The 20,161-nt window shown below is 65.6% G+C and carries 18 protein-coding genes and 2 pseudogenes; 8 read left to right on the top strand and 12 right to left on the bottom strand.

The window, feature by feature from the left end:
* Positions 1-64: 64 nt before the first annotated feature.
* The gene (locus JRI60_RS07995; RefSeq protein WP_204225257.1) at positions 65-1,549 is read right to left on the bottom strand and encodes a hypothetical protein; all 1,485 of its coding nucleotides are present in this window, start codon (positions 1,547-1,549) and stop codon (positions 65-67) included.
* A 190-nt stretch (positions 1,550-1,739) separates the two neighbouring features.
* Between JRI60_RS07995 and JRI60_RS07990 the strand changes: the two genes are divergently transcribed.
* Positions 1,740-3,767: a hypothetical protein gene (locus tag JRI60_RS07990; protein ID WP_204225256.1), complete on the top strand. Its 2,028-nt coding sequence runs from the start codon at positions 1,740-1,742 to the stop codon at positions 3,765-3,767.
* A gap of 167 nt (positions 3,768-3,934) precedes the next feature.
* Here the strand turns inward: JRI60_RS07990 and JRI60_RS07985 are convergent, their stop codons facing one another.
* From JRI60_RS07985 to JRI60_RS07965, 4 genes and pseudogenes are all read right to left on the bottom strand, one after another.
* Positions 3,935-4,666, bottom strand: a complete 732-nt coding sequence (locus JRI60_RS07985; RefSeq protein WP_239470402.1) for a hypothetical protein — start codon at positions 4,664-4,666, stop codon at positions 3,935-3,937.
* 261 nt (positions 4,667-4,927) lie between these two features.
* A pseudogene (locus JRI60_RS53130) lies at positions 4,928-5,449 on the bottom strand (alkylmercury lyase family protein).
* Between the two features lie 171 nt (positions 5,450-5,620).
* Complete coding sequence (locus tag JRI60_RS07970) at positions 5,621-5,869, bottom strand: hypothetical protein (protein ID WP_204225254.1); 249 nt, start codon at positions 5,867-5,869, stop codon at positions 5,621-5,623.
* Between the two features lie 349 nt (positions 5,870-6,218).
* Positions 6,219-6,686, bottom strand: coding sequence for an SRPBCC family protein (locus JRI60_RS07965; protein ID WP_204225253.1), 468 nt, complete (start codon positions 6,684-6,686; stop codon positions 6,219-6,221).
* A 205-nt stretch (positions 6,687-6,891) separates the two neighbouring features.
* Between JRI60_RS07965 and JRI60_RS07960 the strand changes: the two genes are divergently transcribed.
* The 3 genes from JRI60_RS07960 to JRI60_RS54410 all read left to right on the top strand — a co-directional run bounded on the left by JRI60_RS07960 (position 6,892) and on the right by JRI60_RS54410 (position 8,880).
* The gene (locus JRI60_RS07960; protein WP_204225252.1) at positions 6,892-7,677 is read left to right on the top strand and encodes a class I SAM-dependent methyltransferase; all 786 of its coding nucleotides are present in this window, start codon (positions 6,892-6,894) and stop codon (positions 7,675-7,677) included.
* A gap of 198 nt (positions 7,678-7,875) precedes the next feature.
* Positions 7,876-8,409 carry a DUF2087 domain-containing protein gene (locus tag JRI60_RS07955; RefSeq protein WP_204225251.1) on the top strand — a complete coding sequence of 178 codons (534 nt, stop codon included), beginning with the start codon at positions 7,876-7,878 and terminating at the stop codon, positions 8,407-8,409.
* A 339-nt stretch (positions 8,410-8,748) separates the two neighbouring features.
* On the top strand, positions 8,749-8,880 hold the full coding sequence (locus JRI60_RS54410) for a hypothetical protein (protein ID WP_275439147.1): 132 nt from the start codon (positions 8,749-8,751) through the stop codon (positions 8,878-8,880).
* Positions 8,881-8,945: 65 nt separating this feature from the next.
* Here the strand turns inward: JRI60_RS54410 and JRI60_RS07950 are convergent, their stop codons facing one another.
* The 3 genes from JRI60_RS07950 to rph form a co-directional block, all read right to left on the bottom strand.
* Positions 8,946-9,209, bottom strand: coding sequence for a hypothetical protein (locus JRI60_RS07950; protein WP_204225250.1), 264 nt, complete (start codon positions 9,207-9,209; stop codon positions 8,946-8,948).
* 212 nt (positions 9,210-9,421) lie between these two features.
* Positions 9,422-10,045, bottom strand: coding sequence for a hypothetical protein (locus JRI60_RS07945; RefSeq protein WP_204225249.1), 624 nt, complete (start codon positions 10,043-10,045; stop codon positions 9,422-9,424).
* A 171-nt stretch (positions 10,046-10,216) separates the two neighbouring features.
* Positions 10,217-12,856: a rifamycin-inactivating phosphotransferase gene (gene rph / locus JRI60_RS07940; protein WP_204225248.1), complete on the bottom strand. Its 2,640-nt coding sequence runs from the start codon at positions 12,854-12,856 to the stop codon at positions 10,217-10,219.
* Positions 12,857-13,064: 208 nt separating this feature from the next.
* Between rph and JRI60_RS07935 the strand changes: the two genes are divergently transcribed.
* The gene (locus JRI60_RS07935; protein ID WP_204225246.1) at positions 13,065-15,503 is read left to right on the top strand and encodes a penicillin acylase family protein; all 2,439 of its coding nucleotides are present in this window, start codon (positions 13,065-13,067) and stop codon (positions 15,501-15,503) included.
* 449 nt (positions 15,504-15,952) lie between these two features.
* On the opposite strand, the gene JRI60_RS54405 is transcribed toward JRI60_RS07935, so the two are convergent.
* Complete coding sequence (locus JRI60_RS54405) at positions 15,953-16,087, bottom strand: hypothetical protein (protein WP_275439146.1); 135 nt, start codon at positions 16,085-16,087, stop codon at positions 15,953-15,955.
* A 475-nt stretch (positions 16,088-16,562) separates the two neighbouring features.
* Here JRI60_RS54405 and JRI60_RS07930 point away from each other — a divergent pair, with 475 nt between their 5' ends.
* Positions 16,563-17,510, top strand: coding sequence for a hypothetical protein (locus tag JRI60_RS07930; protein ID WP_204225245.1), 948 nt, complete (start codon positions 16,563-16,565; stop codon positions 17,508-17,510).
* Between the two features lie 244 nt (positions 17,511-17,754).
* Here JRI60_RS07930 and JRI60_RS55065 read toward each other — a convergent pair whose 3' ends face one another.
* Both JRI60_RS55065 and JRI60_RS07925 read right to left on the bottom strand, forming a co-directional pair.
* The gene (locus JRI60_RS55065; protein ID WP_430384397.1) at positions 17,755-17,853 is read right to left on the bottom strand and encodes a hypothetical protein; all 99 of its coding nucleotides are present in this window, start codon (positions 17,851-17,853) and stop codon (positions 17,755-17,757) included.
* Complete coding sequence (locus JRI60_RS07925; protein ID WP_204225244.1) at positions 17,820-18,218, bottom strand: class I SAM-dependent methyltransferase; 399 nt, start codon at positions 18,216-18,218, stop codon at positions 17,820-17,822. The genes JRI60_RS55065 and JRI60_RS07925 overlap by 34 nt, the downstream gene beginning before the upstream one ends.
* 492 nt (positions 18,219-18,710) lie before the next feature.
* Between JRI60_RS07925 and JRI60_RS54945 the strand changes: the two are divergent.
* Positions 18,711-18,878 (top strand): annotated as a pseudogene (locus tag JRI60_RS54945) (nuclear transport factor 2 family protein); the annotation flags it as partial.
* Positions 18,879-19,003: 125 nt separating this feature from the next.
* On the opposite strand, the gene JRI60_RS07920 reads toward JRI60_RS54945, so the two are convergent.
* Complete coding sequence (locus JRI60_RS07920) at positions 19,004-19,264, bottom strand: hypothetical protein (protein WP_204225243.1); 261 nt, start codon at positions 19,262-19,264, stop codon at positions 19,004-19,006.
* 384 nt (positions 19,265-19,648) lie between these two features.
* Here JRI60_RS07920 and JRI60_RS07915 point away from each other — a divergent pair, with 384 nt between their 5' ends.
* Positions 19,649-20,116 (top strand): hypothetical protein, encoded by a 468-nt coding sequence (locus tag JRI60_RS07915; protein WP_204225242.1) that lies wholly within the window; start codon positions 19,649-19,651, stop codon positions 20,114-20,116.
* Positions 20,117-20,161: the final 45 nt, after the last annotated feature.

Below are 20,161 nucleotides of genomic sequence, written 5' to 3'. Positions count from 1 at the left end.
TTCGAGCCCGCTGCATCCGTCAGTGCCTTGGATGTGCCGGGGCGAGGCACCCTGCACAGAAGCCTCACAGCCGGAAGACGAGAACGTCCTGCTCCGCGGGGCTCATCCACACGATGGCGTCGAGGCTGGGAAAGTAGATCGCCCGGCGCCGTGCGATGCCGCTCCGCAGTGCGGGCGCGGCGTTGGCGAAGGTCTTCGGCCGCAGCGTCGCGGGCGTGGTCTTGAGGTCGAGCTCCAGCCAGGCCATGCCGCTGTTGAGCATCGTGTACACCCAATAGACGCCCTCGGTCGGCACGTAGACCATGCCGTGGCCGTCGGTGGCGTGAGCGGTGTCGGGGAACGAGGCGAGCGACAGGCCACCTTCGTAGTTCCACGTCGAGCCCGACGAAAGCACGGTGTGGGTGGCCACATCGTAGCGCTGCCAGCGGCCGGGTGAGGCGTAGGTCCCGGCGCTGTTCGGTGGCACGAAGATCGTCACGATGTCGCCTTCCTGCGTGTAGGCGGCACCGCTCCAGTCCCAGTTGCCCCAGGTCGCGCGCGGGGCGAGCCAGGTGTCGGTGCGCAGATCGTAATCGGCTGCAAAGGGGCCGCCGGAGCCGCAGGAGCCGATCACCAGCTTCGACTCGTGGTCGAGCACCGCGATCACCTCCTCCGTGAAGGCGTAGACGTCACCGTCGGCGCGCGGATGCGTCTTGAGCGTCCACTTGTGGCTCGCGAGTGAGTACCGCCACAGCCGGCGGCAGGCGACAATCAGCTCGTTGCTCTCGGGCACGTAGATGAAGCCGTCGTACACGTGCCGCGCCGTGGGGTTGCCCATGGGGTTGCTCGTGGTGCGGTCCCAGAAGATCTCGTCGTAGTACCAGTGGTCGCGCTGCGCCCAGGTCCCTGCGTCGACTTCGGCGTCGTAGGCCGCGCGCGACTCGGGGCAGCCCGCGAAGGTGCCTGACTCGCGGTACGCCTGGCTCCAGAGACGGGTGTCGCTCGGCATGTGCTCGATCGACCAGCGCATCGAGTCGAGCTCGAAGCGGTAGATGCCGTTGTTGCTCGAGTCGCCGTGACCACCGCCGTGACGCCACAGCCGGCGGCCGGCGAGGTCGAAGGCCGGCGCGTTCCACGCTTCGGTGACGCCGCCCCAGCCCATGCTGCCGTAGTCCCTCCACCCAGGAATGGCGGCCTGTACCTGCGCACCAAGGTCTTCGAGTTTCGTGCCCGCGACGCGCACCCACCGGCCGTGCGGCACCAGCGCCCAGCTCGATTCGTTCACTCGGCCGTCGCTGTCGCGCCCGGGCGTCCACACATCGTTGACGAACGTGCCGGCCTGGGTGCCGTGACCCCAGCCAGGGGAGTCGCCGGCATCGCGCACGCCTGCATCGAAGGGCTGACCGGCGTCGCGTGGGCCCGCATCGACGCCACCCTCTTCACCTGCGTCGAGCGCTTCGCCCGCATCGCTGACGACAGGGCCCGCGTCGCTGGAAGTCCCCGCATCGAACGACGTGACGGAACTCACACACCCCGAAAGAGCCAACAGCACGATCAGCCATCGTGACATGGCGAGCAGTGTAGAGGATTCAGCGGCTGACGAGTAAGAGGCCAGGTATGCGGGTGCTATGCTCGCACAGCCCGTTCCCCCAACGCAGAGCAGACAATGGCCTCCCTCCCTGCTTACTTAACCTTGACGCAGTAGTGTTAGAAGATCAACCACTCGAACGGCCAGAGAAAAGCCGACGATATCAACGAAAATGACGATGAATACTTTAACGAGGTTGTTGCCGCTCCTGATGCTTGTTTCGTGCGGCCGAGTCGAACCGGAATTCGCTCCGCGCCCCGACGACGTGGGAGCCCGCACCCAAGCTCTCAATGGAGCGACTGAACTGTGGACGGAGAGCAGCCTCTCTACTGGAGACCTGGCAAACGTCAGCAGTTGTATCGTCGCGGGCCGTCTGTGGGCCCACAACAGTGCGGAGTGGAATGGCAACAGGGCTCGCATCTTCGAGCGAACCGTTACCCTGGAAGCGAACCAGAGCATCCTCATCGAAGGGCACCTCAATCTCGTGTCTGCCGCGCACGCGGCAATTGGCGTGACCGCGCGGCTCGTCGTCAATGGCCCGCACGGCGAGGATTTCGCTACTTTCTTCGGCGAGAACCACATGGGCAAGCTGAAGGGAACCATGGAGGTCTGCAACGACCTGTCCGATGAGCCGAACAGCACGCTGGAGCTGCACGGAGCGAAGGTCTATATGGCACCATCGGCGGGGACCTATACGATCACCCTCGCGGCCGTCGCGTACCAATCGAACGCTCCCGAGTGGACCGGCGCCTGTCCCAACGGGCAAGCGAAGACCGTGCCATGCAAGCACGGCTCGAGTTGCACCCTCACCAACGAAAACGCCTACTTGGCTGTGGCGACGGGCTCTGCCACGAGCTTCCTGCGTGTCAACACCCTCAATGCAGTGCCCACGCAGTGGTTGGCCACCGGGTCTGAGATCTACGCTCCAGGCAGCCTCAACACCTTCACACATGGCACGTACACGGTTCCTCCAAGCGTAACGGAAGCGGCCTTCTACTCCCAGTTAGCGATCGACTGCAACTCCGCCAATTGCACCACGGAGAGCGGCACGGCCGACGTGAGGACACGACTCTGTGTTGGTGACACGAGCTACTGCACCGCTTGGAATCCCTCCAGTGGCTACTATGAGCTCAACCAGAACAAGCACCACAAGATGTTCAACAACCGCGTCGATTGGACGAACAAGCTCTTGGCGCCGCTGACGCGCGCCGTCACGCCCGGCGAGCAACTCAGCGTCTTCTCTCAAATCGAGGTTGCCTTGACGGGAGAGCCTGCCCAGGCCAACCCATCCGCCAACGGCTATTACGCGTTCGCATATCCTACTTCCATTTGCACGCCTGAGACCGACCCGATATTCTGCGGTCGCTACGGCAAGGATTGTGGCTCGTATACCAATACCGACAATTGCGGCATCTCGCGCACTGCGAACTGCGGCACCTGCACTTCCCCGCAGACCTGCGGCGGCGGTCATACGTCCAACGTGTGCGCCTGCCCAGAGGAGACCGATGCGGCGTTCTGCGGTCGCTACGGCAAGAACTGCGGCTGGTATACCAATACCGACAATTGCGGCACCTCGCGCACTGCGAACTGCGGCACTTGCACCTCCCCTCAGATCTGCGGCAGCACCCCTCCCAGTGTGTGCTGTACGCCTGAAACCGATGCGGCATTCTGCGGCCGCTACGGCGTGACCTGCGGCTGGTATACCAATACCGACAATTGTGGCAATTCACGCACTGTGCTCTGCGGCGGCGGCAGCGCCACTGGGTACATCGATGGCGATGGCGATGGCTATGGCGCGGGTGCTTACGGCTGCTACACCGGAAACGTTGCTCAAAACAATGCTGACTGCTGTGATGGTGACAGCAGAGCCTATCCGGGCACAGCAGTTGGATATAGCAGCCCCAATGCTTGCGGTTCGTGGGACTACAATTGCAATGGGAACATCACAGTAACAAACCCAAGCAAGCATTACGCTTACAATACCGGAGGACTCGCCGCGTCATACAGTAGTAACGGTTCGACGTGCACGCGGGGCAACTATAGCGGGTTCTATCGCACTCCGGGTGTTTACGTTACGTCCGCGTCTTGCGGCACCAACGTGAAAGTCCAGCCCTGCTCGTGGTACTATTACTCAAGCACCAGCTGCACCACTTTGATTGGCTATCAACACTGCACAAACCGTCTGGTGGAATGCAATTAAGGGGCACCATCGAGCATTACCCATAAGGTGATAATGCCAGGAATCACCCTGGAGCGGCGCGAGGGGCGGCTGCTCCTTGAAGTGACGGCCCGCCCACCGTGACGGTGGAGCCGGCTCTCCCCGAGGGCACGACCGAGGTCACCCCTGAACGGAAAGCGGAGAGGGTGTCAGAGAATTCGAGTGACGCGACACGGCACGACGCACGGCGGAAAAGAGAAGAGCGGAAACCTGGCCGAGAAATCCCCTCGCATCCACCGTGCCGCCGCCTCTCGGAACGCCGCGACGAAGGCCCGGTACTGCTCACGCAACTCCTTCAATGCCTGGCGCGTCGAGGCATGCCCCAACGGCCGAGCACTCCGTTTGAGGTGCTCGGGCCGGGTATGCGGGTGCTGTGCCCTCACGGCCCCCACTCCCAGCACGGGCTTGTCCTGTGCGCGAGCCTCGGCTTCCACCCCCTCCACGAGTCCCCGCACCGCGCGCCGCCTCTGCTCCTCCCCCAGTCCTTCCCAGCACGGCAGTGGCGCCACCTCCAACTCCACTGGCTCGGCAATTTCCTCGGCGAATCTCCCCTCCCCCGCTGCCCACCCCTCGCTCCCCCTCTTGCTCCAGCGCCTCGTCCAGTTGAACCACTGGAACAGTCGCCTCGCCGGCCCCAGCAGCTGCGGCAGACACGTGAGTCCCGGCCACTCGGCACTCCTCTCCACCAGGCCTTCCTTCACCCCATGGGCCAGCACGTAGCGCAACCGGCCCACCAGTGCCTCGTCGTCCAGCACCGGCTCCGCTGAGTAGCGCCGCTCCCAGAAGCCTCCACTCCAGTCCACCAACCTCCCCACCTTCTTGGAGAGGTTGGCTCTCAGGTACTGCATGAAGCCAGCGAGCGCGGCACCCCGTGCCCACACCAGCAGGTGGAAGTGTGAGCTTGCCCATCCCCCTCCCCTCCGTACAATCCGCGAGGTCGATGCACCCCTCGGGCCAGCCGCAACTCCTCGGAAAGACTCGGAGGCCAGTGGGTTCACCCGTCCACGCCAGGTCTCGTTCTCGCTCGCGTCCCTCGTTTCGAGTCCTTTGACACCGTCTCGGGGGACGATTGCGAGTTTCAACGCTGGCACGCCAAGAAACCAAACTGGCTCGCGGCCTGCGCCAGTTGCTGGATTAGCGCCTCACGGAACGGTGAGCCGCCAGAAGGGTCCGCTCAGACCGCAGGACTGGAAGACGGCCTCGACCTCGGCCGCGGGCTTGCGGCGCCAGCCGGGCTGGAGCCGGTCCGAATACCAGGCACGGGCGAGCGCCCACCCCTGCTCCAGCGAGATGATGGCCCCGGGCTCCCGGCCTCGGGAGTCACACCAGCGGCGTACGTGCTCTTCCGACCGGAAGAGGAGGATCGTCGCTCACGTGAAACAGATGTCTTCCCACCAGCGCGCCGCGGGAACGGCGAAGTGGATGACGCCCTCGCTCCTCGTGAGGCGCTCCTGCTCCACCCTCACCGTGAGCGCGTCACCACAGTCCTCGCACCGCGTCTCCACCCGCGCGGTCACCTGGAGCATCGCGGCGATGCCCAGCGCGTCCCAGGCGCAGTTGGCCCACCAGCCTCCCAGCGGCGTCTCCACGCGGTAGCCCGTGGGCACGCCCGAGAAGGGCATCGCCATCCGGATGTCCGTGGAGCCCTCCTCGAGAACCAGCACGCGCTGGCTCCCGAGGCGGCGCAAGGAGTCCTTCACCGCCTCCGGCGACAGGCCCAGCCGTTGGGACAGGTCCCCCACTCCGGGCCGAGCCCCCGTGTCGATGAAATGGCCATACACCGCGAGCCGCACGCGGCCGTCCTGATCGAGCCTCTCCGTCACGGTGCCCCCTCGCTACATCTCGGCCACGGACTGCATCACCTTGTCGGCGAAGTCCTCGCGGATCCGCACCAGCGGGCCCCACCTCCGATGCAGGGTGCAGCGCGGCTCGGGTGGGAGCAGGTCGAATTCGATGGAGTCATCCTCGAAGTCGATGAACACCTGCTTCTTCTCGGCCGGGGGCTCCGGGGCCGGCTTCTCCGCGTCCCGCGCGGGCACCTGCGAGAGCACGGTGAGTTGGAGCACGGCGAGCAGCGTCTTCATCGGGCGACCTCCGCAGCGTGAAGCTCCCGCATCATGCCGCACCCCGGGTACGGGACCCAAGTCGCGGGGCCGCGCTCCGTGTAGCAGGTGACTCGGGTGGGCCCCCGTGGGCGCGGAGAGCACGAGGGGGGGCACCAGAACGTCACCGTGTCCCCCTCGCTGTCCTCCTGGGTACGCTTCTCGAGGAAGACGGACTTCACCTGGCTCCAACGCACGTTGAGCCACGCCCACCGGCCGGCGCCCGCCGGCAACGAGAGCTCGTTTCGAGTCCTTTGACACCGTCTCGGGACACCGTCTCGGGGAGCGCCAGGGCTCGCGGGCGCGGTGCGCGTGGCGGTTCCATGAACACTCAGGAAGAGCAACCCGCCTCGACGAGCGCCGCGAGTTTCGCGAGTGACATCCGCCAGCCCGTCTCGTTGTCGGCGGGCGACACGCCGCGCGGTAGCCCATCGTGCACGGCGAGGATCTCGGTGCCCCCGTCCACATCGGTGAGCGTGGTCGTGATCGTCATCTCACCCTGCATCGAGGGATCCGTCGTCTCGAACTCGACCACTTCGACCACCTGCTCGTCTGGCACGAGCTTCACGAAGCGACCGTGGTACGTGTCGGTGTGTGCGGTCGTCTTGCCGGTCTCCGTTGGAGCATCGTACGTGAGCGAGATCCGGAACGAGCCACCTTCGCGGGGATCGAACTCATGCACGTGGCTGGTCATGCCGGTGGGCACCTTCCACGTCGCGATCGTGCGCGCATCAATGAGCGCGCGATAGACGCGCGCACGGGGCGCGTTCACACGGCAGCTGATTCGGGTCGAGCTCATGCCCGGACCTTAGCAAGGTCTGCTGAAAGCCCAGCGATGTGTACAGCGAGACCGAAGCCGGGTTCTCTGGCAGCGCGTAGATGACCGCCGAGCGCGCCCCGGCCTCCCGCGGGCGTCTCAGGGCCTCCTGTGAGACGGCACGTGCGAGCCCGAGTCCACAAGGGGAACGCGCCAGCATGGGGGGCCTGCGCTAACGTGGGTGGCCATGAGCAACCCCTACACCTTCGGTGACAGCGAACGTGCCGAGAACCGCCTCTGGCAGCTCGCGGAACTCTACGCGCCGAGCTCACGTGCGTTCCTCGAGAGTGTCCGCGCTCTACTGGGGCGGGCCCCCTCCCTGGCGTGCGATCTCGGGTGTGGCCCCGGTTACACCACCCGGCTCGTCCACGAGGTGAGCGGGGCGGCGGAGACGCTCGGGCTCGACGCGTCGGAGCGGTTCCTCGGGCATGCGGCCGGCGGCGTGGGCGTGCGGTTCTCGGTCCACGACGTCACGCGCACGCCCTTCCCGTGTCCTCCCGCCGGGCTCATCTACGTGCGCTTCCTGTTGACCCACCTCACCGAGCGGCCGCGGGTGCTTCGCGACTGGACGGCGCAGCTCGCTCCGGGCGGTCTGCTCGCCCTCGAGGAACTCGACACGATGATCGGCTCGGTCCCGGCGCTGCGGCGCTACTACTCCATCGTCGAGGCGATGCAGCGCGCGCACGGGCAGGACCTGCACGTGGGCCGGGCGCTCCCCGCGCTCGCGCGGGAGGCCGGCGTGGAGGTCGTGCGCGACCAGGTGGCTCGCATGACCTTGCCGGGCCATCGCATGGCCATGCTCCATTACCTCAACATCCAGACCTGGCGCAGCGACGCCTTCGTGTCGAGCCACTACTCCGCCGTGCAGCTCGATGCCTTGGAGGCGGAGCTCCGCGAGCTCGCGGAGCGCCCCGACCCGGCCGTGTCCGTCGACTACCACATGCGGCAGATGGTGCTCGCAGCGAGGGCGTAGGTTCAGGAAGGGAGTGGAGCCGTTGATCGCCGCGCCGCGTGTGTTAAAAGTGGCGCACGGTCTGCAGCTCACCGAGGCGTCGCCGCCCCGCGAGGGGAGCTAAACCTGCACCTTCATGTCACACGGACTTGTCCCCGTGCCGAGTCGTAAGGGCGACCAGCGACATCCTTCTTGGAACGGCGCATACGAGGATAAGCCATGTCCCGACTCGCCCTCCCCTTCGAGGTCGCCGATCTCTCGGCGTTCGCTCGCTCGCTTCGTGACCAGCTCGAGCACAAGCCGAGCCATGTGGAGCTGCTCAACATGCTGTGCCGTGCGGCCGGCTTCCGGAACTACCAGCACTTCCGCGCCGACTCCGAGGCCAGGCAACGCCTGGTCGCAGCCCAGGAAGTAAAGCCCACCCCTAACCATCAGCTCGTCGAGAAGGTCGCTCGGCATTTCGACGCAGAGGGGCGCTTGCTGCGCTGGCCGGCCAAGACGCCCCACCTGGAACTCTGCCTGTGGGTGCTCTGGTCTCGCATCCCGAGCGGCAGTGTGCTCTCCGAACGCGAGATCAACGACCTGTTGAACCGCTGGCATGTGTTCGGCGATCACGCCGTGCTGCGCCGAGCGCTGTTCGAGGCTGGCCTCGTCGACCGGACACAGGACGGCCGCAAGTACCGGCGCATCGAGCAGAAGCCGCCCGTCGAACTCAGCGCGCTCCTGGTCCGTGTAACCACCGCCGCTGCCTAGCCGCGCCTCCCGTCAGCTTGGGGCCTGGCTGAGCCACCGGGCCAGGCTCCCAAGCCCCACGGCCGCCGTGAGATAGAGGAAGGGCAGCCACCCGGGGATGCCGAAGACGAGCACCTCGTGGTGAACCTTGGGTTGGCCGGGTTCACAGGGCTCCATTGTGCCGCGAACGAGGAAACGGACCCTGAGGCGACGTGCGTCCGACTGTTCGCGTTCCCCGAGACGGGGGGCGGGGAGCGCGTGACATCCCCGCCGCTGCAAGGTGGGCTTGCCCCGGTTACGTGGGGCAGGCTCAGCCTCGGAGGGCCCCTCAAACCCCGGCCCTCCCAAGGAGACAGACCCATGAAGACCCAGGCTCGCCGCAACCTCCTGCTCGCACTCGTCTTCCTGGCCGGCTGCGCCGCGTCACGGGTGCAGTGGGTTCCCCCCGCGCTCGCGCAGACGGACACGGGCATTCAGCGCTGGGACTCGTAGCAAGGCCCCGGGCGCCATCAGGCGCGACGGGGCTCTCGCTTCCCTACTTCGGGAATGCGCTCCAGCTACTCGTACGTCGGGCTGCACTTGTTGAAGGCCCAGACGCAGCTCGGGACCGTACGGCACCGCTCCTCCGTCTTGAGCGAGTTGCAGTAGCACTCCCAGGAGCTGCCGGTACAGATGATGGCGTTCGCCTCGGCCGAGGCAGGTTCGGCCACCTGCCCGGCCCGCGCCTCGCTCACCAAAGCCGGAGCCTCCTCGAGGGGCATTTCTTCCCCACCACATGCGGTCAGGCCCAGCAGGGCGGCAACAAGGATGAAGCGACGCATGAACGCCTCCGGTCGAAGGTTGGGCTCCATGAGCCACGGAGCCCGCATATGCTGCTTCGAGTCAATCCAGGAAATCAAGCAAAACACCTCGATCTCCCAGGAGGACACATCATGAGCGCAGCGGCTCCGGTGCAGCGCCGTCGACCTGCCACCGTGCTCCTGAAGGATGTGGAGGGTGCGACGGAGATGAGCTTCCACCTCGAACTGCCTGCTCACCTCTCATGTATTGAAACGTCACCACCGGCCGCCGCCACCCGGTCTCCACCATGAAACGCATAAGCGCCGCGCGGAGGCGTGTGCCACAGGTTGTACGGGAACGAAGGGCCAGGGGGATTCGGCACACGGGCCGCTTCCCCCGGGCTGCAGGCGTGACGCCGCGCCAGCTCCAGGATGAGGCTTGTTTCGCCGCGATTCATGCACCAGCGATGATTGGACTCGAACAAGGGCCTGAGCAGGAACTCCAGGCCTTTCAAGAGCGGCTTGTTCGTGTGGACCGTCCAGTCATGGTGGACATGCACATAGGGGCCGTGCTGCTCGAACTTCCAGACGCCGGTCCCCTCCAGGTCACCTGTCACTTGCAAGGTGAAGCCGTGCGGATACCGCGTCTCGGTCCGGTGGAAGGTGAGCTGGAGCGTGTAGGGCATCCACCCCTTCGTATGGAACTTGAAGCGCTTGCCCAGGCCGTACTCGCCCCCAGGCGCCAGCTCGACGTATTCCAGGTACACGGCTGGCCACCAGCGCGGCAGCTCGCGCCCGTTCTCCAGGAGCTCGTAGAGCTCCTGGACCGTGCTCTCGACCCGCCAGAGGGTGGTGAAGTGGTAGTTGCTCGTTTGCATGGCCGCTCGGTGTGAGTCCTCTGGCCACGAGCATGTCAGCAATGGGTGGCTTGTGGATGAAGCTTTGGTGACATGAGCCGGAGGGAGGGGCTCTGGCGCTCAGGAGCGCATCGCGACGGCGAGCTGCGCCCACTGGCGGAGCGTCTGGCTGACCGACCACGTGCCGCCCGCCTACCTGTCGGGCTGGCCCGGCCAGGGCAGGATCTCGACGTACCCTTCCGTTCCATGCACGCGGATGCGTTGCCCATCCTGGATCCGCCTGGTCGCCTGCTCCACTCCGACGACGGCCGGCAAGCCGTATTCCCGGGCGATCACCGCGCCATGGGTCATCAGTCCCCCCACCTCGGTCACCAGGCCCTTGATGGACACGAACAAGGGCGTCCAGCTGGGGTCCGTGAAGGAGGTGACCAGGATATCCCCCACTGCCAGATCAGCGTCGGCCATGTCCAAGAGGACGCGGGCTCGTCCCTCCACCACGCCCGAGGAGACCGGTAGACCGACGAGGGCTCCTGCGGGGAGATCGGCTCGTTTGTACGCACCTGCGACGATTTCACCATCGGACGTGATGACCCGCGGTGGCGTCAGCTTCCGGTATCGTTCGTGCTCGTCCTTTCGCCGGCTGACGATCTGGCCATCCAGCTGGTTCGTGCGCACCACTTCGCGAAGTTCCTGGAAGGTGAGATAGTAGATGTCTTCCTTTTCATGGATCACGTGGGCCCGCACGAGCCGATCGGCTTCCTTCAGCAAGGCCTGTCTATAGAGGAAGTAGCGATTGACGATGCCGTATTTCGGGTACTCACGGTAGCCGATGAAGTTCCGGAGCCGGCTGATCATCCGTTGCGCTTCTCCGGCTTTTTGCTCCCCATCCGGCAATTGCTTCAATCGCGCCAGGAGCTCCTGTTCCTTCTTCAAGGCCTCCTGCCGCCCCTGCTCGAACTTCCGGCTGCCGGCTCCGGGCTCGAAGGTCTTGATGTTGCTGAGGATCAAGGGGACGAGGGTCGTGGGTCTTTCGCGCCAACGCGTCCTCGTCACATCGATTTCCCCGACGCATCGCATGCCGAATTTGTCGAGATAAGCGGAGATGGCGTCGTGGGCTGCCTGTCCACCCTCCAACCGGGCCAGGCCCTCCAAGAAGCCCTCATCCTTGGCATTTCGCAGGTATTCGACCACCTCCGGGTGAGGCCGGATCGCGTCCGCGACGTCCAGCAGCGCCAGCCCCATTTCCGAGGTGATGTTGTTCGGCACGGATTGAGAGAGGGTGTCCGCGGCGTTCTTCTCGCCCAACCACGCCATCATCTTCTCGTTGATCCAAGACGAAGCGTTCATGCCGGCCATGAGCACGCTGAAGCTCCGCGGTTCGAGCAAGCTCTTCTTCAAGTGCTGAACGTCTTCCAGGATGAAATCCAGTAATTCCGTTCCGGATCTCGTTTGGATGTTCCGCTTCAGCTCTTCGATCGACGTCTGGCTGCGCGCGATCAAATCGGCGACGATCGCCGGATCGTCGTCGAGAGGCGGGGGGGAACCCGCAGGCGACATCCCTGGCTTGCCTTGAGCGGGACCCGGTGCTGGCGGATCCGCGGGCGACGGTTCGATGAAATCGCCCCGCTCGATGAGGGTCATGAGGGCATCCTTGATGAGCGGATCGGATCTGCCCAGGCCATTCAACACGACGCCCCGGCTCGCCGGTGAAGCCAGCTCCTTCGAGACATCGACGAACAACCTTCCACCCGCCGCATACATGGGGCGAGCGGCGGTCAACTGCCACAAGGACAGCCCCAAGGGCTTCATGGGGTCGGTCATCATTTGTTGATGGCCGACGGATACGAAGACGTGGTTGCCTCGATCACCCACCTCCGGGATGGGGTACAGGGTCGTGATGGGCCGGCTCTGGACGATGTAGAACGCGTCGTCGACCAGGCACCATTCGATGTCCTGGGGATGACCGAAGTGCCCTTCGATCCGCCTGCCCAGGCGCTCGAGCCGCACGATCTGCTCATCCGTCAGCACGGGGCTGTTCTGCCGCTCGGGCTCGATCGCCCGTTCCTGCGTACCGCCATCCGCCAAGGCCCAGGTCGCCAGCTTCTTGGTGGCGACCGTCTTCTCGGTGACCTGGCCGTTCCGCACCTTGTAGCCATCGGCGTTCACCAGGCCGGAGACCAAGGCCTCACCGAGGCCGAAGCCAGCCTCGATGGATGACACCTTCCGGTTCGATGTCACGGGCTCGGCCGTGAACAAGGTTCCGGCCGCCCGCGGGACGACCATCTTCTGCACCACCACCGCCATGTGGACCTTGCGGTGGTCGAAGCCATGTTGAATGCGGTAGGTGACCGCCCGCTCGGTGAAGAGCGACGCCCAGCACCGGCTGACGTGCGCCAGGATCGCCGGCTTCCCGATGACGTTCAGGTACGTGTCCTGCTGGCCCGCGAAGGAAGCCGTCGGCAAATCCTCCGCCGTCGCGCTGGACCGGACGGCATAGGCAGCTTGCTCGCCAAGCCTGGAAAGGAAGCCGGTGATCGCTTCCTGAACGTCTTCAGGGATGGCCATCCCTTCGATGATCGTGCGGATCTCCGCGCTGAGCTCCCGGATTCCATCCCGGTCTTCCGCCTTCAGACGCGACAACCGCTCGAGCCATTCGCCCATCGTCGGCGCTTCTCCCAGGAGCCGCTTGAAGGCTTCGGTCGAAACGCAAAAGCCATCCGGCACGCGGATCCCTTCCAGCCTGGAAAGCTCCCCCAGGCTCGCGCCTTTCCCCCCGACAACCATGATTCGGGTTCGGTCGACCTCCTGGAAACCCAGCACGTAGGCACGCATCCCTTCACCTCCCTCAGCGAAGGGCGCCACTATAGGCCTGAGTCGGGCAGTGAGTAGCGCGGAGCGCCTCGCCCCTGGCACCCGGGTTGGCTCGTCCTCACCCGTGGATGCGTCGCGCACATGGCAGTCCACCCCGCCCCGGGTCGCATCGTCCGAGGTCTGGCGCCCCCGGTACCTTGCGCCCTCCTATCCTCCTCACGGAACCTCCATGCACATCCAAAGAAGACATGCCCTGAGCCGGTGGCTGAAGGTCGGCCTCGTAGTCGCTCTCGCGGGCTGCTCCGATCCGGGCGATGGCGGCCGCCCGGGCGCCACCTACTCGGTCAAGGTACAGCGCACGGCCTTCGGGATTCCCCACGTGCTGGCGGAGGATTACGGCAGCCTCGGCTACGGCGTGGGCTACTCGTTCGCACAGGACAACCTCTGCTCACTCGCTGAGGAGATCGTCACCGCCACCGGGAAGCGGGCGCTCTACCTCGAGCCCAGCCAGGCCAACATCCTCAGTGACGTCTTCTACACCTGGCGCAACCGGCAGGAGGGCCTCACCGCCTTCCTGAATGCGCAGCCCGCGCAGGTGCGGGCCGCCATCCGTGGCTACGCCGCAGGCTATAGCCGCTACGTGCGTGACACGGGGCCCGCGAACGTCGACGCGCGCTGTGCCGGCGCCCCGTGGGTGCGAGAGATCTCCGAGCTGGACCTGGCGGCCGTCTATAACAAGGCCGCTACGCGGGGCGGCCTGTTCAACTTCATCAACGCCATCGTCAGCGCGCACCCTCCGACGGGTACAGGGGGGGGCGGCGTTGGGCCAACCCCCCGCATCTCGACGCTCGCTTCGAGTGCGACTCCGCTGATCGCTCTGGCACGCGTCAACCAGGAAGGGGACTTCACGGGTGGCAGCAACGCCTATGCCTTTGGCGCGGAGGCGAGCGAGAATGGTCGCGGCCTGCTGCTGGGCAACCCGCATGAGCCCTGGCAGGGCGTGCAGCGCTTCTACCAGTTCCACCTCACCCTGCCGGGCGAGCTGGACGTGATGGGAGCGGGCCAGCAGGGACAGCCCTTCGTCAACATCGGCTTCAACAAGGATGTGGCCTGGAGCCACACCGTCTCCTTCGCACGGCGATTCACCTTCTACCAGCTCCAGCTCGTCGAGGGGCAGCCGCTCAAGTACATCTATCGCAACGCCAGCGGCGAGACCAAGCAGCGCTCCATTGAGCGCCACGAGGTCACCGTGGCGCTGCCGAATGGCGGGAGCCACACCGGCGTCATCTACACCTCCCACCATGGGCCCATGGTGGAGCTGAGCTCGCTCTCCAACCAGCTACCTGCCTGGGGGACGAACAACATTGCCTTCTCCATCCGCGATGCGGCCGGGGAAAATCTGCGTGGCATCGAGCAGTGGTGGCGGATGAACCAGGCAACCAGCGTGGCGGACCTCGAGCAGAAGGTGAGGACCCTCATGGGGCTGTCATTCATCAACACCATCGCCGCCGACCGGGAGGGCAACGCGCTGTACGCGGACCTCTCCACCGTGCCTCACGTCACCCAGGAGAAGTTCACGGCCTGCATGGGCTCGAACCCCATCCGGCAGGCGCTCGCCAGCATGGGGCTGCCGGCGCTAGACGGCAGCACGGCCGCCTGCGAGTGGGGGAGCGACGCGGACTCGCCTCAGCAGGGCACCTTCGGTCCGGGCAACATGCCCGTACTGACCCGGCGCGACTACGTCACCAACTCCAACGACAGTTACTGGCTCAGCAACCCACAGGCCCCCCTGACCGGCTTCTCGCCGCTGATGCGGAGCCAGATACTGCAGCCCGAGGCGAGCGAACGCTCTCTGCGCACGCGCATGGGGCTGGTGCAGGTCCAGGATCGCTTCAGCAACGCCGACGGGCTCGGTGGCAACCTGTTCTCCCCCGAGAAGCTGCAGGCGGTGTTCTTCGGGAATCGCAGCTATGCGGCGGAGCTGGTGCTCGACCAGGTGCTCACCGACTGCCATGGCGCGGACGAGGCAACCCGTCGGGCCTGGCCGGCCTCCGGCGGGCAGACCGTGGACGTGACGGCCGCATGTGCCGCGCTCGCCGCCTGGGACCGGACGAACAACATCGATAGCCGCGGGGCGCACGTCTTCCGCGAGTTCTGGCGGCGCGTGACGAATCCGGTATGGGCGGTGCCATTCGATGCCAGCAAGCCCGTCGAGACCCCGAACACGCTGGTCATCAACGCCGCGACGAGGGCGGCGCTGGGGGACGCGGTGCGCCTTTTTCAGCAGGCCGCGGTGGCGATGGACGCCACGCTGGGCAGCCTGCAGTACGTGACCGCCGACGGCACGCCCCAGGGTGAGCGCATCCCCATGCATGGAGGGCTGCACGGCGAGGGGGTCTTCAACGTCGCCACCACGCCAGGGCCGAATGCCAAGGGTGAGTACACGCCCGTCATCCAGGGCCCCACCTATATGCAGATTGTCACCTTCGATGACGCGGGTCCGGTCGCCACCGCCCTGCTCGGCTTCTCTCAATCCGCCGACCCGGCCAGTCCCCACTACGTGGACCAGACCCGTCTCTACTCGCGCAAGGAGTGGGTAGCGCTGCCCTTCTCGTCCGAGCAGGTGCAGCAGGCGGCCCTGGGCGAGGCCCTGCACCTGAAGGAGTGACTCCAAAAACCGGGCTTGCCCCGGCTACGTGTACAGGAGGGTTATGCTGCCAACCTCTGTGGTAAGGCCGCAAGCTCAAAATCCCAGCGGACGCGCGATGGCTCCGTCCCGTCCGTATGGCCACATCATCTATCTCATGTCCCGGACGACAAAGGAGCCCCACCATGGAGGCAGGCAATCCCTCCTCAGCCCAGAAAAAGCCTTCAGGGTGAGGGCACTTGGAGCGCGAAGCACGACTGGCACGGGCGAGAGAATACGCCGAGCAGAGTAGTAAGCGGCCCTACCGCCCGGTGGATGAGATCTGGGCGCTCGTCCACGGAAGCTACCATGGCCTGGTCGTACGCGCACACGGATGACCCGGACTTCTTGTGCCGTAGCCCCTCGGAAGCGGCGCTCTACCTGCTGGCCAGCCGCTCCGCTCTGGGAGCATAGGGCTGCCCACGCATCGGCTACGCGGCTTGTACCCAGAGCTTGTCATCCTTCGTCGCGCAGAAGAGCTTGTTCGGCGTCGCCGCCATCGCGACGACGTTGTTGGCGTGACCGATCTCCTGCCACTGGTTGCCCGCGATCCTGCACGACCCCAAGTGTCCGTCTCCGGGACTCACCGAAAGCAGCTCAGCCCTCCGAGTGAGCGAAACCCAAGAGAACCAGGGATCAGGGGTCCTTTAGAGCCCTTGAGTTGCCTGGGGGAGGAAGAATTGGGAGTAACCCCGGAGCTGACCGCTGCTGCGGAATGGGGTTCATCAAGACAGAGGAGTGAAGTGCCGGATGTGATCCCCGGGTGCCGTGGACAACCCCAGGTGCCCACAGGCCCAGCTCCCCTGCCGCGCGCTCAGCGGCCAATCCGAGCTACTTCTCCACCTTCGTGCCGACCACCTTCCCCGAGGCTCACGTCGTCGCGCAACTCGGGGACCTCGCCTGGAAGCTGGAGCGTCCTCGAGGAGGAGTTGGAGAAGACCGATACCTTCCAGCTCGTGAATCCAATCGTAGGCCCACGTCACACTGGGGAGTCCTCGACTCAATCCTTATATCCATACCCGACGACCAATGGAGAGACCCATGGCAAACAGCACCGTTGCAACGGAAGTCTTGACGGACGGACCGATGGAACGCGTGACGTTTCAGTACGCGGCGAAATTCGTTTGCGGGAAATCGGACGGCGAGGTCGTGGCACCCGGAACCTATTTCACTGCGGTCAACGTTCACAACCCCACCTCCACGACGATCCGCTTCAGCGTAAAGGTCGCCGTCGGGTTGCCGGGGTTGAAGCCGGGTCCGGTGTCCAAGTTTCACGATGCCAGGCTCGGTCCGGATGAAGCACTGGAGATCGACACTCGGGACATCTTCAAAATTGCTACAACGAGGGGCGATTTCCTGAAGGGATTCGTCGTCATCCAGAGCGAGACGGAGCTCGACGTGGTCGCCGTCTACACTGCAGCTGGCAGGGAAGGGCAAGTCGAAACACTGCACACCGAGCGAGTCGGTCCCCGGAGTCTGAAGGCGGGCGCCGGCCATGCCTGTGTGGACTTCGAGCCACCGCTGATCCTGGGTACTGAGTATGGAGCGCCCGCCGGGCATAACAGCGGCGATGTCATCTTCACCGCGAACGGCATCGCGGTCTCGGTCCACGACTTCAATTTCGCGGGCGGAGGCGGGACGTTCAATGTCGCGAAAATCGACTCGGCTCCGTTCGGCAGCGGCCAAAGCATGCGCAGCAACAACATCAACCTGGAGTTCGACTTCAGCGCCATTGGGTTCACCCCCAAAGAAGTCAGTTTCGAGTTTCTCGACATGGGAGGAACCGAAAATATCTCCGTCAACGGCAGCTCCCTATTCGCCGGAGATATTTCGTCAGTGACAAGCCCCATCGGCGGCGTGAGCATCTCCGTCTCCACAACGCCTGTGGCCGGCGGCAAGAAGGGCATCGTGATCCTGACCGGTGCGGTACAAAGGCTCAGAGTCGGAGGTCAGGAATTCTGGATCGACAACGTCTGCGCCAAACTGTGAAGGGCCCCGGCGATCCACCCGTCCCGACATGCAACCGCGCGAGTCCCGCTCTCGGTCGAATCTTTTGACACCGTCCCAGGGACACCTTCCATGGCTCCGCCCAGGTAGCAGAATCCACAGGATGACCCGAGAGTGAGCCCGGAGCAGTGATTGTCAAAACGCCCAGCCCCCCTACCTCGCCGCTCAGATGAGTCGTGGTCCGCCCGCGTTCACTTCGCATGCGCGTGTTCATCGAACGCTTCCCTCACACCAGATGGTCGGTCAGCACCAGACGGCCCCCCGGCTTGAGACAGCGCATCAGCTTGCGGGTCACCTCGAGTGGATCCGTAACGAACCCGTACAGGGCCCGGGCAATCGCGAAGTCGAACGAGCCCTCCCCTCCGGCAGCTCCACGTCCTCGACGGTGCCCTGGATGATGCGATGCGGGACCCCCACCCGGTCCTTCAGATGGCCGCGCGCGTACTCGACGAACGCCGGCTCCGGCTCGATGCAGGTGATGGAGCCGTTGGGCACCAGCGTCGCCAACCGCTCGGTGAAGAACCCCGGGCCGCTGCCGAGTTCCAGCACCAACATTCCCGCCCCCAGCCCGAACCCCAACAGGTTCCGCTTCTCCTTCGGCCACATCCGCTCGACGTTGTTCCCCAGGCGGTTGATCTCCCCCTGCAGGTTGAACAGAGAGGTGCTGTCATAGGAACTCGAAGCCGTCATGTCCGCCTCTCTCCTTCCGCGTATAGGCGGAATGGGGGCACTGTTGCTGGGCGGCGGGCTGGTGCGGGGAGGCGGAGGAGGAGAGGGCTGGGACCAGCAAGGCCGTGCGCGGCGCCAGTGTAGGGGGGGCGAGCACCCCCATGGGGCACACGGCTGCCCTGGCCGCCCTGGCTTGAGGAGAGCGGCAGGGAGTTGTGGGTCGTGGCTGCGCCGGGCTCAACACCACGCCTGCTGGGGGGCCCCTGCGCCGGGGCCCGCTTGACAGGCCGCGTAGGCAGTCCCAGTGCGCCAGAATGGCGCGCACCCAGCCAGGTGCTGTCACGTACGCCAAGACCCGCCTCCTGCCTCCACACCTCACGCAGGCGAACACATCCAACTCCTTCTCCACGTGCACCTCCAGGTTCGTGGCCCGGAGGTCTCACGTCGCGGCCCCTCTCGTCATGACGGGGGCCGGCGAGCAGTTACGCCTCCTCCGCACCTGCTTGGGGGAGCACGGCTCACAACGGCGCGGCCATCTCCTACGAGGGCGTCTCCATCATCGAATGGGACGGCGACCGCATCCGCCGCTTCTACGCGTACTTCAACCCGCACGCGCTGGGAATGGAGCTGCGTGAGGGCACCGCGGAGCGCAGCGAGGCCCCCGCCACCGCGCCGGCCTGAGCCTGAAGGAGCCCGGTGGCCGACGAGCGGGGCCTCCGGGGCGCCGCTGCGCCTGCCGTGGGAAGGACCGTCCCAGGAGCCGACCGCTACCACCGGCTCTGCTTGGAGCCGGAGAGGCCCGTGTCCTAGTAGTCCTTGTCGTGGTCGTGGTCGTGGCCGCCGTGAGGGCAGGGGCCCTTCTTGTCACCATGACGCAGGTGGGCGTCCACCGCGGGGGCGCCCACCTCGATGGTCTTTCCGTTGTGGCAGACTTTCTTCTTCTCGTCGTCATGGCCTCCCGAGCCGCCGGTGTCCTTGTCGTACTGCGTCTGCTGGTCCTCCGCCCCACCATGCGCAAGGGCGAGCGCAGGGACCGCCGAGCCGACCACCATCCCCACCGTGAGCATTGCCCCCCTGAAACCAAACCGATTCTTCCATCCACTCGACATGGTGTTCCTTCTTCCTTTCTCGCGTTGAGTGCGTGCTCGTTCGTCGGATGGCACCGTCCTGCTTGAACCCGGGATCCTCTTTCCTGACGCCGCCAGTTTCAGCTTGTTCACCGCAAGAGAAGGAGGCACCAAAGGCAGTGGGAGGGCCTCGACTGCTCTGCGGCGCTGATGGGGAGATGCCGAGGGAAAGCCGCGGCGCGGGAATGGCAATGAGGCACCCTGTTCCCATTCCCTGCCGAGCCCGTTCCCAGGACGTGCGCCGACAGGGAAGGCGGTCAGACCGGGCCCCCTCAGGCGGCGCGGGCCTCGTCCCGGGTGCGGCACAGCTCGTCAATGGTGTCGGTGAGCTCGCGGGCCCCCCTGCGGCTGAGGCCGCGGTGCAAGCCCCTCCAGGACGTCGGAAGACTGTGCTTCCCCGAGACGGCCGACACGGCCTGCAACCCCGGGCACACGTGCGTGCTCAACCCGATGAACCGGTTGAGCGGGACCTGCGAGGCCGGGCGCGCAGAAGGACAGGCGTGCGAACATTCCGGCCAGTGCGCAAGCCAGCTTTGCGCCACCCCGCCGGGCGCGAGCCGCGCGGTCTGCCTGCGGCTTCCCGGGCTGGGCGAGGACTGCACCACGGGCGGCAAGTGCACGGCCGACGAGGTGTGCGGAGCTGAGTCTGGAGGGGTCCGCACCTGCTACGTGAAGCGGTTCCAGGGGACGGCCTGCTCACGCGACATGGACTGCCTGAGCGGCGTCTGTGCCGACCTCAATCGCATTGGAGAGGTCGGGACGCCGGGGAAGTTCTGCCGGCCATGCTTCTAGGGTGCAGTTCGACACCGTCCGCTCGGTGCTCACGGCCCATGGCCT

It is taken from the genome of Archangium violaceum, assembly GCF_016887565.1.
GTDB classification, from domain to species: Bacteria; Myxococcota; Myxococcia; order Myxococcales; family Myxococcaceae; genus Archangium; species Archangium violaceum_B.
The sequence above is the reverse complement of the archived record's forward strand: the minus strand, read 5'-3'. Positions and strand labels throughout refer to the sequence as shown.

Bases quoted from the DNA above. Each gene is read 5' to 3' on its own strand.
- JRI60_RS07995 (WP_204225257.1), bottom strand. From the start codon at position 1,549: ATGTCACGATGGCTGATCGTGCTGTTGGCTCTTTCGGGGTGTGTGAGT.
- JRI60_RS07990 (WP_204225256.1), top strand. From the start codon at position 1,740: ATGACGATGAATACTTTAACGAGGTTGTTGCCGCTCCTGATGCTTGTT.
- JRI60_RS07970 (WP_204225254.1), bottom strand. From the start codon at position 5,869: ATGAAGACGCTGCTCGCCGTGCTCCAACTCACCGTGCTCTCGCAGGTG.
- JRI60_RS07965 (WP_204225253.1), bottom strand. From the start codon at position 6,686: ATGAGCTCGACCCGAATCAGCTGCCGTGTGAACGCGCCCCGTGCGCGC.
- JRI60_RS07960 (WP_204225252.1), top strand. From the start codon at position 6,892: ATGAGCAACCCCTACACCTTCGGTGACAGCGAACGTGCCGAGAACCGC.
- JRI60_RS07955 (WP_204225251.1), top strand. From the start codon at position 7,876: ATGTCCCGACTCGCCCTCCCCTTCGAGGTCGCCGATCTCTCGGCGTTC.
- JRI60_RS54410 (WP_275439147.1), top strand. From the start codon at position 8,749: ATGAAGACCCAGGCTCGCCGCAACCTCCTGCTCGCACTCGTCTTCCTG.
- JRI60_RS07950 (WP_204225250.1), bottom strand. From the start codon at position 9,209: ATGCGTCGCTTCATCCTTGTTGCCGCCCTGCTGGGCCTGACCGCATGT.
- JRI60_RS07945 (WP_204225249.1), bottom strand. From the start codon at position 10,045: ATGCAAACGAGCAACTACCACTTCACCACCCTCTGGCGGGTCGAGAGC.
- rph (WP_204225248.1), bottom strand. From the start codon at position 12,856: ATGCGTGCCTACGTGCTGGGTTTCCAGGAGGTCGACCGAACCCGAATC.
- JRI60_RS07935 (WP_204225246.1), top strand. From the start codon at position 13,065: ATGCACATCCAAAGAAGACATGCCCTGAGCCGGTGGCTGAAGGTCGGC.
- JRI60_RS07930 (WP_204225245.1), top strand. From the start codon at position 16,563: ATGGCAAACAGCACCGTTGCAACGGAAGTCTTGACGGACGGACCGATG.
- JRI60_RS07925 (WP_204225244.1), bottom strand. From the start codon at position 18,218: ATGACGGCTTCGAGTTCCTATGACAGCACCTCTCTGTTCAACCTGCAG.
- JRI60_RS07920 (WP_204225243.1), bottom strand. From the start codon at position 19,264: ATGCTCACGGTGGGGATGGTGGTCGGCTCGGCGGTCCCTGCGCTCGCC.